This is a genomic window from Amycolatopsis japonica (assembly GCF_000732925.1).
In the GTDB taxonomy this organism is placed as follows: Bacteria; Actinomycetota; Actinomycetes; order Mycobacteriales; family Pseudonocardiaceae; genus Amycolatopsis; species Amycolatopsis japonica.
Map to the genome: position 1 here is coordinate 6942045 of NZ_CP008953.1, position 14681 is coordinate 6956725.

11 protein-coding genes are annotated in these 14681 nt (G+C 69.4%); 5 read left to right on the forward strand and 6 right to left on the reverse strand.

The window, feature by feature from the left end:
* Position 1: 1 nt before the first annotated feature.
* The 4 genes from AJAP_RS31945 to AJAP_RS31960 all read right to left on the reverse strand — a co-directional run bounded on the left by AJAP_RS31945 (position 2) and on the right by AJAP_RS31960 (position 4961).
* A complete protein-coding gene (locus tag AJAP_RS31945; RefSeq protein WP_038518393.1) occupies positions 2-1084 on the reverse strand; it encodes an AAA family ATPase in 1083 nt (360 codons plus the stop codon).
* Positions 1085-1097: 13 nt separating this feature from the next.
* Positions 1098-2891 (reverse strand): VMAP-C domain-containing protein, encoded by a 1794-nt coding sequence (locus AJAP_RS31950; protein WP_038518396.1) that lies wholly within the window; start codon positions 2889-2891, stop codon positions 1098-1100.
* Between the two features lie 168 nt (positions 2892-3059).
* A complete protein-coding gene (locus tag AJAP_RS31955; RefSeq protein WP_037346286.1) occupies positions 3060-3776 on the reverse strand; it encodes a S1 family peptidase in 717 nt (238 codons plus the stop codon).
* A gap of 150 nt (positions 3777-3926) precedes the next feature.
* The gene (locus AJAP_RS31960) at positions 3927-4961 is read right to left on the reverse strand and encodes a PucR family transcriptional regulator (RefSeq protein ID WP_038518398.1); all 1035 of its coding nucleotides are present in this window, start codon (positions 4959-4961) and stop codon (positions 3927-3929) included.
* A gap of 96 nt (positions 4962-5057) precedes the next feature.
* Between AJAP_RS31960 and AJAP_RS31965 the strand changes: the two genes are divergently transcribed.
* From AJAP_RS31965 to AJAP_RS31985, 5 genes are all read left to right on the forward strand, one after another.
* Positions 5058-5960 (forward strand): alpha/beta hydrolase, encoded by a 903-nt coding sequence (locus AJAP_RS31965; RefSeq protein WP_051972664.1) that lies wholly within the window; start codon positions 5058-5060, stop codon positions 5958-5960.
* Positions 5957-7699 (forward strand): ABC transporter ATP-binding protein, encoded by a 1743-nt coding sequence (locus AJAP_RS31970; RefSeq protein WP_038518401.1) that lies wholly within the window; start codon positions 5957-5959, stop codon positions 7697-7699. Before AJAP_RS31965 ends, AJAP_RS31970 begins: the two co-directional genes overlap by 4 nt.
* The gene (locus tag AJAP_RS31975; RefSeq protein WP_038518403.1) at positions 7696-9396 is read left to right on the forward strand and encodes an ABC transporter ATP-binding protein; all 1701 of its coding nucleotides are present in this window, start codon (positions 7696-7698) and stop codon (positions 9394-9396) included. Before AJAP_RS31970 ends, AJAP_RS31975 begins: the two co-directional genes overlap by 4 nt.
* A 31-nt stretch (positions 9397-9427) precedes the next feature.
* Entirely contained in the window at positions 9428-10624 is a 1197-nt protein-coding gene (locus tag AJAP_RS31980; RefSeq protein ID WP_038518405.1) for a GNAT family N-acetyltransferase, read from the forward strand.
* A 188-nt stretch (positions 10625-10812) separates the two neighbouring features.
* Positions 10813-12018 carry an acyl-CoA dehydrogenase family protein gene (locus AJAP_RS31985; protein WP_038518408.1) on the forward strand — a complete coding sequence of 402 codons (1206 nt, stop codon included), beginning with the start codon at positions 10813-10815 and terminating at the stop codon, positions 12016-12018.
* A 57-nt stretch (positions 12019-12075) separates the two neighbouring features.
* On the opposite strand, the gene AJAP_RS31990 is transcribed toward AJAP_RS31985, so the two are convergent.
* The gene (locus tag AJAP_RS31990) at positions 12076-13050 is read right to left on the reverse strand and encodes a sporulation protein (RefSeq protein WP_038518411.1); all 975 of its coding nucleotides are present in this window, start codon (positions 13048-13050) and stop codon (positions 12076-12078) included.
* Positions 13051-13170: 120 nt separating this feature from the next.
* Positions 13171-14514, reverse strand: coding sequence for an erythromycin esterase family protein (locus AJAP_RS31995; RefSeq protein ID WP_051972665.1), 1344 nt, complete (start codon positions 14512-14514; stop codon positions 13171-13173).
* Positions 14515-14681: the final 167 nt, after the last annotated feature.

Consider the following 14681-nt stretch of genomic DNA (forward strand, 5'->3'; position numbering starts at 1 on the left):
GTCACCGCACCGTCAGTCGTTGCCACAGGGCGTCCACCAGCCGCGGCCATGCCTCCTGATCCGGCTGGTACGCGCCTGACGTCGCGAGATAGACGGCGTCGAGCAGCCGGTCGGTGGGGAGCCCGCCCTCCGCCTTGCTCCGTTCGGCGAATTCCCGGATGAGCCGGTCGCGGTGTTCGCCGTTCTCGCCGACCAGATGACCGGCCACGATCGCGGCGAGCTGCTCCTCGTCCGGATTCTCGATCCGCAACTGCAGGCACCGGCGCAGGAACGCGGGCGGGAACTCCCGCTCCCCATTGCTGGTCATGACGACGATCGGGAAGGCGTGACAGGCGATCCGGCCGTCGCGAACCACGGCGGTGCGCTGCGGGTCGGCGGTGTGCACGGTGACTTCGGGATGCCGGTTGCGCACCCGGGTCAATTCCTCGATGGAGAATTCGCCGTCCTCGAAGATCGAAAGCAGATCGTTGGGCAGATCCGCCTCGGATTTGTCGAGTTCGTCGATCAGCAGGACCCGCGGCAACCTACTGGGGAGGAACGCGGTGCCGAGCGGGCCGAGCCGGACGAAATCGCCGATCGGGGGTTCCTCCACCTCGTCTCCGCGCTGGGCCTGACTGGTCGCGGCCGCCTGGACCCGGCCGATCGCGTCGTAGCCGTACAACCCGGAAGTCAGCGCGGTATGACTGGTGATCGCCCAGCGCAGCACCCTGCCCAGCCCCAGTTCCCTGGCGATCCGGTACGCGAGGCTGGACTTCCCGGTTCCCGGGTTTCCCGTGACCAGCAACGGGCGCCGCAGGTACAGGGCCGCGTTGACCATGTTCAGTTCGGCGGCGTCGACGTCCTGCTCCGAAAGCGTGAACGCGGTACCGAGACGGCGCTCCGCCTCGCCGTCGTCCGGCGGCGGTACGTCGTTCTCCGGCGGGGGATCACCGCGATAGGAACGCCACGGCGGCGGCGCGGGCAGCAACTGCGCGAGATCGATGTCGTGAATAGGCATACCGGTGCCCCGGTAGATCCACCAATCGGGTGCGTCGAGCCGAGGGGTCCGGCCGTCCACGGCCGCGTCCTGATCGTTCCCGCTCATCCGCGGTATCCCCTTACAGTCGAGTCGGGATCAACGGCTGGTCCAGAACGATCACGCGTTTGGGGTCGTCCCACATTACCACCAGATCGTGAGCCAGAGAATTCTTGAACGGTACCGCCATACCGGAATTCGCCAGCTTGCGACGATCCGGAAGTTCGTTGAATCCGCTCTCCGCGGCCAATACCCAGTCGAGCAACTCGCGCAGGGTCTCCGGCTCGGCGTCCGGATGCCAGAGCACGACCGGAAGGCCACTGCGGAGCGCGCTCGTCAGTTCGTCCGGCGAGCCGTCCGGTTTCGCTTGGGGCGAAGGGGGTTTCGCCAATACCAGACCGACCCAGTGCTCGTCGCTCAGTATGGCGTCGATCGGGTGATCCCCGACCTCCGGGCGACCGGAATAGTGCAGCCGGTCGGCGGCCGGGTCCTTCACCATCGAATCCCAGCGAACATGCCATGCGCGATGCCAATGCCTCGCCCGCATCCTCTCCAAAGAGCGTATTCCGAGACGGTACCCGTAGCGCAACGGCTGTGGTTGACCGGTCTCATGCTCCTTCGCCCACCGCTGCACCGGCAAATTGATCAACGTCCTCGGCAGGAGGAATTCCACCGACGCGGACATGCTCTGACCGGACCAGACACCCTCGGTCTCCAGGATGACGTCATCGACCCTGAGCTCGACTTCTTCGATTCCGATTTCACGCACGCCGCCGAGCGACGGCGGCCAGACCTCCGGGTCGTCCTGTCTCCAAAACGCGAGTGTGCACCGCGTCGGATCAGCGGAAACCGGTTCGAGCATGATCATCAAATGCAGATGGGGTCGGTCCGGAATCGGTGACCTGGTCAGCCGCTGATGCCCGAGCGCCGGGGCGAGCCGCAGGGACCGGGCCTGATTCGCCAGCCAGCCCTCGATCATCGCGTCCGGTTCGCCTCCCGCGTTTTCGGCCAGCAGCCCGAGAAAGGTGAGCGCGGGCGGGATCCCGTCCGGTCCCGCGTTGAAGTCCGTGAGCAGCTGAAAGGCTTCCCACGCGTCGGCGATGCCGTCCAGCCGCGGCGGCCGGACCGCGGGGCCGAGCGCACGGCTCACCATGATCGCCAGATTCGGGATTCTCATTCCGGTCAGATGGCGACGCAGGCCCACCAGATCCTTGCGGGGGACCAACTCCAGAACGGGACCGGCCAGGTCGGCCGGAAAGAGTTCTTCGGCGCGCACCACCACCGAATCCGCGATGACTTCCCCGTGCAGCCGTAAATAAGCCATTCCGGTGAACGTCTTCACTGAAACAGGTAGCGGACGGTACAACTCGGGCAACAAGCCCGGGTCCTTCTCGATGACGTCCGCGAAGAAACGCTCCGATGAGATGAAGGCGATCATCCGATCGGATTCGGCGAAGGCCTCCTTCACCGGTTGTGCGTCGAGAATGCGGAAAGCGATATCGACCGCGTCCCCGACCCAGCCGTTGTCGTCGCCGATCACTTCGCCGGCGTTGAGGCTCACCCTCAGCCGCATCTGCGCCTGCGGTGTCCGCGTGTGGTTGTACCGGCGGAGGGCGACACCGAGCCGGTCCGGCAGCAGGTCCGCGACCAGGCTTTTGGTCGTTCCCGGCGGAAGCAGGATCAAGACGCCGTCACCGCGGTCCTCGTGCGCGCACGAATCGAAGTCGATACCGCTTTCGGCGAACGCGATCTTCAAGACCTCGTACATGCCCTGGTGCACGGCGAGCCGGTCGAGACGGTTGCGGTCCGGCGCGGTGAACCCCACGACGTCCACCACGACGATCGTGCGGTCGAGAGCCCGCGTCGGTCGCGCCACTGGCCCCCTCCCAAGGTCCACGGCGCCGACCCACGGCGCCGACCGCCACATTATCGCGCCGATCGGCCCGGGGTTGAGTGTCAATTGACAAATAGGAGGCTGCGGTTCGGTGTTAACGCTCGTGAGCGGTGAGGACGGTGGGAACCATCCTCACCACTCACGAGGGGGTCAGACTCCGGCGACCTGCTGGATCCAGCTGCGGTAGCGGGTGATGTTGGTGTAGGCGGTGTTGTTCGACCGGTCGCTGGTCGAGGCGACGCCGACCTGGCGGCCACCGGAGAACATCGGGCCGCCCGAGTCACCGCCGGCGGTGATGCCGTCGACGCGGTTCGCGCAGACCGCGACCCCGCCGTTGTAGTCGCTGCAGCTGACCGAGTTGACCCGGACGGTGGCGACCTTCAGGTAGCGGGACTGGCAGTTGATCTCCGAACCGCACTGACTCGTCGCGCCCCAGCCGTAGACCTGGACGTTCTGCCCGACGGCGACATTGCTCGTGGTGCCGAGCGGCGAGTAGGTGGCGTTGACCGAACTGGTCAGCCGCACGATGGCGAGGTCCGCGCCCGAGTGGCGGGTGATGCTCGCCGCGGTGGCCATGGTGCCGCCGCTCTGCTGGTCGAGGCTGCCGATGCGGAACGTGTAGCTGCCGCTGCTCGCGACGCAGTGCTTGGCGGTGAGGATGTACTGCGGCGCGATGATCGTGGCGGTGCAGTTCTGCTGGCCGTTCACGAACAGCCGGGCCGCCCAGGGAGCGTTCTGCGCGTACTGACCACCGATGATCATCGGCTGCACGCCCGAGGGTTCGGCGGCGGTCGCGGCGGGGGCGGTCGAGCCGAGCAGCGCCATGAAGGCGGTGCCGGCGAGCAGGACAAGAGAGCGCAGTCGCATGTTCCGACTCATTTCTGCGGCGGGGATCCGGCCGCTTCAGTGGGGACGAACGCGCTGATTCTGTGTCGTGCCAAGGGAAGCCGGAAACCGACGAAAGTTCGCGTGGGCTACCTATTTATTTCGAGGGCCCGGGCGAAGATCATTAGGTAGTCACTCGCGTAGCAGGCGCCAAGCGGTGAGGGCGAGCCTCACCCGCGTCAGGCCGAGCGGGTCGGTCAGGTCGACGGACAGGCTTTTGCCGATCTGGGTGAGCCGCCGCGCCACACTGCTGTGGTGCAGGTGCAGGGAATCGGCGGCCTGGCGCACGGAACCCGTGGCGCAGTAGGCGTCCAGCGTCCGCAGGTCCTCCGGATCCGCGGCCAGCTTCGTGATCGCGACGACGTCGGCGTTGGCCCGCGTGTCCTCTTCCGGGATCCGCGCGAGCAGCGCGAGGGCGCCGAGGTCGCGATGGTGGATCACCGGACGGCGCGCGGTCGTGAACCGCAGCGCGGTCGTCGCGTCCAGCCAGGACCGATGCGGGCATTCGGCGTCGCCGATCCCCGCGCGGACGTCTTCGGGGAACCGGGCCGGGTCCACCGCGGCGGCCAGGATGATGCCGACGTCGCCGAGTGACGCGGCCTTGACCGGGCGCCCGTGGCAGATCAGGCCCCCGATCTTCTCGAGCGGGAGCCCGGACCGGACGGCGATCACGCGGATCGGCGCGTCGCCGGGGAAGCCCAGCAGCCGCAAGGCCCGGTTCCTGGCGGCGTCGTCGCTGGCGGAGCTGATCACGAGTTCCACCAGCGCCGGATCGGCCATGGTGGTGCGGGCCGGTCCGTAGCGTTCGACGACCGTCGCCACGGCGATCGCGAGGCGGTCCAGCACCGCTTCGTCGAGGGCGGCGGCCTCCCCCTCGCGTTCCAGCCAGACCGTGCCGATCTCTTCGTCGTCGAGGGTGACGGCCATCGTGATGGACGCGGGCACGGAGGCCGGAGCGGCTTCGCGTCCGTCGGGGGCCATGCGGATGGTGCGTCCCGTGCTGTGCAGCCGGATACCCGCCGCGCATTCCGCCAGGCCCGCGGTGGCGCGGGCGAGCGCGGGGAGGTCGACCCGGCGCCGCATCAGGGTGTCGTAGAACATCACGACCCGGATCGCGCCCTCGACGTCGGGATCCAGATGCGACAACCGCGCGGCCAATGCCTCCATGTCGGCGAGCCTACGCGGCGATCGTCGCACGAAGGGGCGATCACACGCGACGGATGGCGGCCGCCTTCCGGCCCCGAAGCCGGAAAGATCGTCGTCATGGACCCCGAACTCGAAGCCTTCATCGCCCTGTTCCCCGCGGCGAACCTCGACGACCCGATCGCGGATCGCGAGAAGCTCGCGAAGCTGGCCATGTCGGTGCCGCGGCCCGACACCTCGGCCATGGAGGTCGAAGACCGGACCGTACCCGGCGACCCGGGTGTCCCGATCCGGATCTACCGCCCTCGGGAGGCGCGGGGCGCCATCATCTGGCTGCACGGCGGCGGCTGGGTCATGGGCAACCTGGAGACCGAGCACCCTTGGGCGGCGCGGCTCGCCGAGGCCTCCGGCGCGACCGTGATCTCGGTCGAGTACCGGCTGGCGCCGGAGAACCCGTTCCCGGCCGCGTTCGACGACGTCTACACCGTGCTGAACTGGACCGCGGACCACGCGGCCGAACTCGGCGTCTCCCCCGACCGGATCGCGATCGGCGGGCACAGCGCGGGTGGCGGGCTCGCGGCGGCGACGGCCTTGCGTGCCCGCGACGAAGACGGCCCGCGGATCTGTTTCCAGCTGCTCAACCAGCCCGGACTCGACGACCGTCAGGAGTCGTGGTCGGCGCGGAACTTCACCGACACGCCGTGGATGAACCGCGCGAAGATCACCGCCGCGTGGGGGCACTACTTGGCCGGAAAGCCCGCACCGTCGCCGTATGCCGCCCCTTCGCGGGCCACCGATCTCTCCGGGCTGCCGCCCGCGTACGTGGCCTCCGCCGAGCTCTGCCCCAACCGCGACGAGAACATCGAGTACGCCCTCCGTCTGCTTCAGTCGGGGGTTTCGGTCGAGCTGCACCACTGGCCGGGCACCTTCCACGGGTCACAGGCGATCCTGTCCGCCGAGGTGTCCCGCCGCCAGATCGACGAACTGGGCGGCGTCCTGCGCCGCGCGCTGGCCGAGTCATGACGACGCCTACGACAGCCCGCCTGCTGCGTCCGTTCGCCGGGAGTTTCGCCGCCGTCGTCGTCCTGCAGATCATCGGCGCCATCTCGGGGTTGGCGCCGCTGCTCGCGGTCGTCGAACTGGGCCGGGCGCTGCTGGCGCCCGGCCCGGTCGACGAGGGCCGGGTCTGGACCGCGGTGATCGTGGGCGCGGCCGGATTGTTCGTCCGGCTGGTGCTCACGGCCGCGTCGTCCGGGATCGGGCATCTGCTCGACGGCCGGGTCCAGCTCACCTTCCGCCGTCTGCTCGCCGAACGCCTCGGCCGCGTGCCGATCGGCTGGTTCTCCGGGCGTCGCACCGGTGAGCTGGCCAAGGTCGTCGGCGAGGACGTCGGCGCCGTGCACCCGTTCATCGCCCACACCCCCGGCGAACTCGTCTCCGCCTTCGTCGTCCCGCTGGTGTCACTGGGCTACCTGCTCACCATCGACTGGCGGCTCACCCTGATCACGCTGATCCCGGTCGTCCTCGCGGTGGCGCTGGTGCCGTTGATGATGACGCCCTCCCGGCTTCGCGAGCAGGAGGAGTTCGACCGCGGGATGGCGGGGATCTCGGATTCGGTCGTCGAATTCGTCCAGGGCATCGCCGTGGTCAAGGCGTTCGGCGGAGCGGGCCGCGCCCACCGCAGGTTCCGCACCGCCGCGGATGACTTCGTCGCCACCTTCACCCGATGGGTACGAGGGATGGCCGGGCCGGCGGCGGGAATGCAGCTGGCGTTGTCGCCGCCGTTCGTCCTGCTGGTGGTCCTGATCGGCGGCACGCTGCTGATCACCGGCGGAGGCCTCGCCCCGGTCGATCTCCTGCCGTTCCTGGTGCTGGGGCTGGGCTTGACCGCCCCTGTGGCCGCACTCGGCCACGGCTTCGACGAACTGCAGGCCGCCCGGCGCGCGACCGGCCGGATCCGCGACGTGCTCGGTGTGCGACCCCTGCCGGAGCCGGAGAATCCCCTTGTGCCAAAAGGGCATCGAGTCGAGCTGCGTGACGTCCGGTTCGGCTACGACGCCGACCGCGAGGTCCTGCACGGCATCGACCTGGTCCTCGAACCGGGCACCGTCACCGCCCTCGTCGGCCCGTCCGGCGGTGGGAAGTCCACTTTGGTCACTTTGCTGCCGAGGTTCTTCGACCCCACGGAAGGGACGATCCTGCTAGGCGGTGTCGATCTGCGCGAGATCAGCGGCGAGGAGCTGTATCGCAAGGTCTCCTTCGTGTTCCAGGACGTCCGCCTGCTGCGCGCGTCGGTCGCGGAGAACATCGCGCTGGCCGTGCCGCACGCCGATCTCGACGACGTCGTGCGCGCCGCCCGGCTGGCGAACATCCACGACCGGATCCTCGAACTGCCGCGCGGCTACGAAACGGTGCTGCACGAGGAAACCGGCTTGTCGGGCGGGGAAGCCCAGCGGATCTCGCTGGCCCGCGCGCTGCTCGCCGACACGCCCGTCCTGGTGCTCGACGAGGCCACCGCGTTCGCCGACCCGCAGACCGAACTGGCCGTGCGCCGGGCTCTCGCGACGACACGGGCCGACCGGACGATCCTGGTCATCGCGCACCGGCTGGAAACGGTCGTCGACGCAGACACCGTCGTACTACTGGAGAACGGCGTCATCGCCGAACGCGGGAAGCCCGCGGAACTGCTGACCCGGAACGGGAAATTCGCCGCATTCTGGCGTTCCCAGCACGCCGCCGAACCACAGGGGGAACCTCGATGATCCGGATGTTGCTGAGCGTCCTCGGCCCCGAACACGCCCCGCCGGTGCGGCGGACCGTGGCGCTGATGACGGTGACCGGGATCGTCGAAGGGCTGTCCTACGCGTTGCTGGTCCCCTTGCTGCGGGCGCTGCTCGGGAGCACTCCCGGCGACGCCGTCCCGTGGCTGATCGCGTTCGGCGCGGCCTTCTCGGTGTTCGCGATCCTGCGCTACCGCGCCGATCTCTCCGGCTTCCGCGCCGGGACGACGTTGCTGCGCGGGATGTACCACCGGCTCGGCGACCATCTCGCCCGCCTGCCGATGGGCTGGTACGGCGGGAACCGGGTCGGCGAGGTGTCGGCGCTCGCCGGACCCGGTGTCCTGCAGGCGATGGGCGTGATCGCGCATCTGCTGGCCCCGTTCGTGGCCGCCTGCGTCACCCCGCTGACGATCGTGTTCGTGATCCTCGCCTTCGACTGGCGGCTGGGGCTGGCCGCGCTGATCGCCGTCCCGGTCGTGGCGGTGATCCAAGTGCGGACGGGCCGTTCGTCGGCCGCGACCGACGAGGAGGCCGCCCGGCGCGGCACCGAGGCGACCGGCCGGGTGATCGAGTACCTGCAGGCCCAGCCGGTGTTGCGCGCCGGAGGGCGGGCCGAGGAACGATTCCGGCTGCTCGACGACTCGCTGCGGGACCTTCAGCGGGCGAACCGCCGGTCCACCCTGTCGGCGCTGCCCGGTGTCGTGGGGCTGACGTTCACGGTGCAGGCGCTGTTCACCGTCCTGCTCACGCTGGGCGCGTTCCTCGCACTTGGCGGGGAGATCGGGGCCGCCGAGGTCGTGGCGATCCTCGTCCTGGCCACGCGCTGCGCCGATCCGCTGCTCTCGCTGACCGACATCGACGGCAAACTCCGCGGCGCGCGTTCGGTGCTGGTACGGCTCGACGCGCTGCTGCGCACCGAACCGCTGCCGGAACCGCCGGAACCGGTCCGGCCGGAGCGGCACGATCTGGAGTTCGAGTCGGCCGCCTTCACCCGCAGCGGCCGCGCGGTGCTCGACGGCCTGTCGCTGACCGTCCACGAAGGACAGAAGCTCGCCCTCGTCGGCCCATCGGGCGCCGGGAAGAGCACGGTGCTGCAACTGCTCGCCCGGTTCCACGACGTGGATTCGGGCGCGGTGCGCGTCGGCGGGGTGGACGTCCGCTCGATGAGCACCGACGACCTGATGTCCCGCATCGCGATCGTGTTCCAGGACGTCTACCTGTTCGACGGCACTATCGAGGAGAACGTCCGGCTGGGCCGTCCGGACGCCGACGACGCCGAGGTGCGGGCCGCGGCGACGGCGGCCCGCCTCGACGAGGTGATCGAACGGCTGCCCGGCGGCTGGTCCGCGAACGTCGGCGAGGGCGGCGCGCTGCTGTCCGGTGGGGAACGCCAGCGGGTGTCGATCGCGCGCGCCCTGCTGAAGGACGCGCCCATCGTGCTGCTCGACGAGGTGACCTCCGCACTCGATCCGGTCAACGAAGCGGCCGTCCACGAGGGGATCGAGCGGCTCATGGCGGGCCGGACCGTGGTGATGGTGGCGCACCGGCTGCGGACCGTCGAGCGTGCGGACCACGTGGTCTTCCTGGACGGCGGCCGCATCGCGGAGGAAGGGAGCCACGGCGAACTGGCCCGGCTCGGCGGCCGGTACGCCGGGTTCCTCGAACCGCAAATCGCTTGACGCCGCCGGGGAACGGCAATGCACTGTGCCCATGAAGATCCGTTCCACGACCGCCGACGACCGCGCCGTCTTCGTCGACACCATGTTCACCGCGTTCGCCCGGTTCCCGGACACCGCGGGCGAGACCTGGTCCTCGCTCGAAATGGACCGCGCCCTGCTCGCGGTTTCCGAGGACGGGCGGCCGGTGGGCACGGCCGCCGCCTACTCCTTCGAGCTGACGCTGCCCGGTGAGGTCGTCGTGCCGGCCGCCGGGGTGACCGCCGTCGGCGTCCTGCCCTCGCACCGTCGTCAGGGCGTGCTCAGCGCGATGATGCGGCATCAGCTCGCCGATTTCCGGGCCAGGGGCGAGTTCCTCTCCGTCCTGCTGGCGTCGGAGGCCCTGATCTACCGCCGGTTCGGCTACGGGCCGGCGACCTACACCCGGCGCCTGACGGTGCGGCGCCACCGGGCCGCCCTCGCCGTCCCCCGGGCGGCCGAGGTGACCACCGGCTCGATCGAACTGCTGCGCCGGGCCGACTGCGGCGAGATCCTGGAAACGGTCTACGACCGGTATCGCCGCGCCAGGCCCGGCGCGCTGTCGCGCCCGCACAGCTGGTGGGAGGCCGGCGCCGGGCAACCACCGATCTCCCGGGCATCGCGGTACGTCGCCGTGCATCGCGACGCCGACGGCGTCCCGGACGGTTACGCCTCCTACTCGCTCACCGAACCCGACACCCTGACCGTCGACGAGACCATCGCCACCGACGACGCGGTGTCGACGGCACTGGCCAGGTTCCTGCTCGGGCACGACCTCGTCAGCGAAGTCGTGTTCAAGCACCGCCCGCTCGACGATCCGCTGCGCTGGCAGCTCGAAGACTTCCGCGCCGGCGAGCTCGGCGGCGACACGGATTGGCTGTGGGTGCGGCTGCTCGACGTCCCCCGCGCGCTCACCGCCCGCGGCTGGTCGGCCGACGGCGAGCTCGTCCTCGACGTCGGCGACCCGGCGCTCGACGAGCACGGCCGCCATCTGCTCACCGTCCGGGACGGCGAGGCGGCCTGTGTCCCGACGGAGCGGGAACCCGATCTGTCCCTCGACGTGAGCGATCTGGGCTCGATCTATCTCGGCGGCACCACTCCGAGCACACTCGTGCGGGCGGGCCATATCCGCGCCCATCACTCGGAGGCCGCGGCGGCGGCCGACGCTCTGTTCCGCACCGAGCGTCCTCCGCACTGCCTGCACTGGTTCTGATCGCGAGAGGGGCGCGGTCTCAGAGCGCGGACGTTCGTTGACACCCCAAAGTGCCACTGCTCTACTCGGACGCATGCTCTGTACGGCCTGAACAAGTGTCGCTCATCCTCGAGAAACACCCGGGAATTCCGGGCGCTCCGCCCTGCCCGGAATTCCCGTTCGCCCTCGCACAGAACGGAATTCACCCCATGACCACGACCGAGCCCCGGATCCGATCCGGCAATGAATGGCTGTCGGCCGCGAAGGAGGTCGCCGCGGAACTCGCGGTGAACGCGGCCGAGCGCGACCGGAAGAACGAAACGCCCTACGCGGAAGTCCGGCTGCTCAAGGATTCCGGCCTGGTGACGCTGCTCGGCCCGGTCGAGCACGGCGGAGGCGGCCAGAGCTGGGAGACCGCCTATCGCGTCATCCGCGAGGTCGCCCGCGGTGACGGCTCGATCGGCCAACTGCTCGGCTACCACTATCTCTGGGCCTGGGCCGCGCGCCTCGTGGCGACCGACGACCAGATCGCCGCCGTCGAAGAACTGTATACGCGAAACGATTTCTTCTTCGGCGGCGCGGTCAACCCCCGCGATTCCGATCTGAAGATCGCCGAGGACGGCGACGAGATCGTCTACAACGGACACAAGTCGTTCTCCACCGGAAGCAAGGTCTCGGATCTGACCGTGCTGGAGGGCGTCCTCGAAGGCACCGAGGACCACATCTTCGCGATCGTCCCGTCCGGACAGGACGGAATCGTCTTCCACGACGACTGGGACAACATCGGCCAGAGGCTCACCGAATCGGGCAGCGTGACCATCACCGACGTGCGCGTCCCGTGGGCGAGCGCGGCGGGTTACGTCGACAAGAAGTTCCACCCGCTGACCTACAACACGCTCAACGTCCCGGCGATCCAGCTGGTGTTCGCCAACTTCTATCTCGGCATCGCGCAAGGCGCGCTCGAAACCGCGCTGGCGTACACGCGCGAGCACACCCGGGCGTGGCCGTACGGCGGCGACAACAAGCCATCCGCCGGCGAGGAGTGGTACATCCTCGACGGCTACGGGGATCTCCAGTCGAAGCTGTGGGCGGCCGAGGCGCTGGTGGACAAGGCCGGGACCGCGATCTCCGCCGTGCTGCACGCTCCGCGCGAGGAACTGACCCCCGAGGCACGCGGCGAGGTCGCGGTCCTCATCGCCGCCGCCAAACAGCGCGTGATCGATACCGGCCTCGAAATCGGCACGAAGATCTTCGAGCTGACCGGCGCCCGCGCGAGCGCCACGAAATACGGTCTGGACCGGTTCTGGCGGAATCTGCGGACGCACTCCCTGCACGATCCGGTGGCGTACAAACGCCGTGAAGTCGGTGCTTACGCCTTGCTGAACGAACTTCCTGAGCCCACCTGGTACACCTGAGTCCTGGCGAAGTGACTTCTGGGCACACCGGCGAGCCGGTGTGCCCAGAAAGCCGGATCACTCCTCGAAACCCTCGTCGCCGCCGTCGAAGACGTCCTCCATGACCTCGCCGAGGATCATGCCGCCGACCACACCGGCCGCGGCACCGGCGACCACACCGCCCATCCCCGGACCACGCCTGCCGTGGTGACCGTGATGACCGTGGTGGTCGTAGTCGTGGCCGTAGTGCTCCTGGTGCCCGCCGAACATGGCGTGCCCGCCGCCGGATTCGGCGACCTTGGCCAGCCAGCCGTCGATGGCGGCGGCCCAGTCGGTGCGCAGCGCCTCCTCGTGCGAGACGTGGAAGCGGCCGAAGGAGTCGCCGCCGGAGCGGAACATGCCGCCGCGCTTGTCCGCCTCCAGCACCACGACGAGGTCGTCCGGGCTCGCGACGAAGGTCAGCTCCACCTGGCTGACCCGGCCGGCGTAGCGCGACGGCGGGAAGAACTCGATCTCCTGGAAGAACCCGAGCTCCTGCCGGACACCGTGCAAACGCCCGGCCTCCACGTCGGCGCTGCGGAAGGAGAAGCCCAGCTCGCCGAACGCCTCCAGCACCCGGTCCTGCGATTCCAGCGGCCCGACGAGCACCGGGTCGAGGTCGCCCTTGTCCGGCGCACCGGCGATGACGAGTTCGGTACGCACGCCGACGACCATGCCCGGCAGCTCACGCCCGCCCACCGCGCTGATCGGCGTCTCCCACGGCAAGGCGATCTGGAACGGGACGGTCGTCAGCTGCCCCGCCGTCACCCGTACCTTGCGGCCCGCGCTGACCCGCAGGAACTCCGCGGTCCCGGCCCGCTCGTGGTCGCCGTGCTCGACCTCGACCCTGGTGACCAGCGAAAGCAGGATCTCCTCGATCTGGGCGTCGCTCGAACCGCCCTGGATGCGGACCTGGCCGGTGATCACCTCGCCGGGAACGGCGTGCGGCGAGTCGAGCACGGTGTCGACGGACGGGCCGCCGACCCCGAAGGCGCTGAGCATCCGTTTGAACATCAGGGATTTCCTCCGCTGGGTACTGGAACAGGGGGTACCGGAACACTTCGACTACTACCGAGATCCGTCGCGGCACGCCAGGCAAACCGGGTTAAAAACCCCTAAACGGGCGCGACGTCACTACCTTCTCAGATCGGCCTGACGGACGTCGTGCAGGTGGATGACGACGTCGTAGGAGCGGCCGAGCGAGATGTCCGCCGGGTCGACGGGGAACAGCGTGCCGATGGTGCGGGTGGGCCGGGCGGTGTCCAGCCAGGCGCGGGCGGCGGGCGGCGCGGTGCGCAGGTCCAGGTAGAAGTCGTCGAACCGGACCCGGTCGAGGGTGTCCTCATTCGTCCCGGACGGCGCGGACGGGACGGAGAACGGCTTCCACTCGCCGCCTACCGCGGTGTCCTTGGACAGGAAGGAACCCCGGTCGAAGCTGAACCCGATCGGCAGATAGCCGCGGCCCAGCGTCTCGCGCAGGAAGGCGCCTTGGGTCTTCGGGTAGATCGACGGCATGTCGGGGATGTACGCGACATGGGCGTTGTGCGCGGAGAGCAGGATTTTGTGGCCGGTCCGCCGCTGCCACCAGGCCACGTTCTGCGCCATCGCCTGGTCGCGCAGGATCTGGGCCGCGGGCAGCCCCTTCGGATCCGCGAGGTCGACAGCGAGGAAGCGGGCGGTCTGCGCGACGAACCGGGCATGCTGCTCGGTCCAGCCGTAGGCGTCCGCGCCGGCCAGACCCTTGACCAGCTCGAAGGCCTGCTCCGCCTGCGTGGCGAGCCGTCGTCGCTCGTCGACGGGTTTGCGCACGTAGGCGAACGCGTCGTCGATCGGGCGCAGTCCCGTGTACAGCTCGTTGAGCCGGGGCAGCGCCTCCGGATGATGCCTGCCGATGTAGTCGGTGATCCGCGCGAAGAACGCGTCGTTCACCGAAGGCGCGCCGAGGTCGTCACCGACGAAGTGCACCGTGCGATCGGGATGCGCGCGGTTGTGATCGCGCATCCACCGGATCAGGCTGACGAACTCCTCGCGATCCCACGGGGATCCGGCCAGCGTGCGCTTCGCGATCTCACGGGCGTCGCCGCGCCCGGTCTGGACGTACTCGTCGATCTCCAGGCCGGCGGACCAGCTGAGCTCCAGCGCGAAGGCCCGGAACCCCTTTTCCTCCACGAGGTAGCGGAACACCCGCTCCTTCATGGTGAAGAACTCGTGGGAGCCGTGGGTCGCCTCGCCGAGGCCGACCACCTTCGCGTCGGCGATCATCCCGCCCAGCGCCCGGAGATCGGCAGTGTTACGGCCCGGTTCGGTCGAGCGCAACGGATGCGCCGCCCGGTCCAGCGACCGCACCGGATCCCGCCAGGTCGTGGTCGTCTCCGCCGCGAGAGCCGGACTCGTCAAGGGAGCGAGCACCGCCCCCGTCACCACCACGGCGGCGGCCACCACTCCCCGTCTCGCCCACCGTTTCCGGCCGTTCTTCATAACGCTCACCCCTTCGTTCCGCTGTCGAAATCGATCATCGTCGACGGAACGGTGGGGGCGCATTGAAGCAAAGCTCCTACTTGGGGTGGGGTTTTCCTCACCCCATGGGAAGCGGGTGGACCCCGCCGCCGGGGTGTGGGACCCGGCGGCGGGAATCCACCCGCGTT

Coding starts and splice junctions, on each gene's coding strand:
- AJAP_RS31965 (WP_051972664.1), top strand. CDS start 5,058: ATGGACCCCGAACTCGAAGCCTTCATCGCCCTGTTCCCCGCGGCGAAC.
- AJAP_RS31990 (WP_038518411.1), bottom strand. CDS start 13,050: ATGTTCAAACGGATGCTCAGCGCCTTCGGGGTCGGCGGCCCGTCCGTC.
- AJAP_RS31960 (WP_038518398.1), bottom strand. CDS start 4,961: ATGGAGGCATTGGCCGCGCGGTTGTCGCATCTGGATCCCGACGTCGAG.
- AJAP_RS31955 (WP_037346286.1), bottom strand. CDS start 3,776: ATGCGACTGCGCTCTCTTGTCCTGCTCGCCGGCACCGCCTTCATGGCG.
- AJAP_RS31980 (WP_038518405.1), top strand. CDS start 9,428: ATGAAGATCCGTTCCACGACCGCCGACGACCGCGCCGTCTTCGTCGAC.
- AJAP_RS31975 (WP_038518403.1), top strand. CDS start 7,696: ATGATCCGGATGTTGCTGAGCGTCCTCGGCCCCGAACACGCCCCGCCG.
- AJAP_RS31970 (WP_038518401.1), top strand. CDS start 5,957: ATGACGACGCCTACGACAGCCCGCCTGCTGCGTCCGTTCGCCGGGAGT.
- AJAP_RS31945 (WP_038518393.1), bottom strand. CDS start 1,084: ATGAGCGGGAACGATCAGGACGCGGCCGTGGACGGCCGGACCCCTCGG.
- AJAP_RS31995 (WP_051972665.1), bottom strand. CDS start 14,514: ATGAAGAACGGCCGGAAACGGTGGGCGAGACGGGGAGTGGTGGCCGCC.
- AJAP_RS31985 (WP_038518408.1), top strand. CDS start 10,813: ATGACCACGACCGAGCCCCGGATCCGATCCGGCAATGAATGGCTGTCG.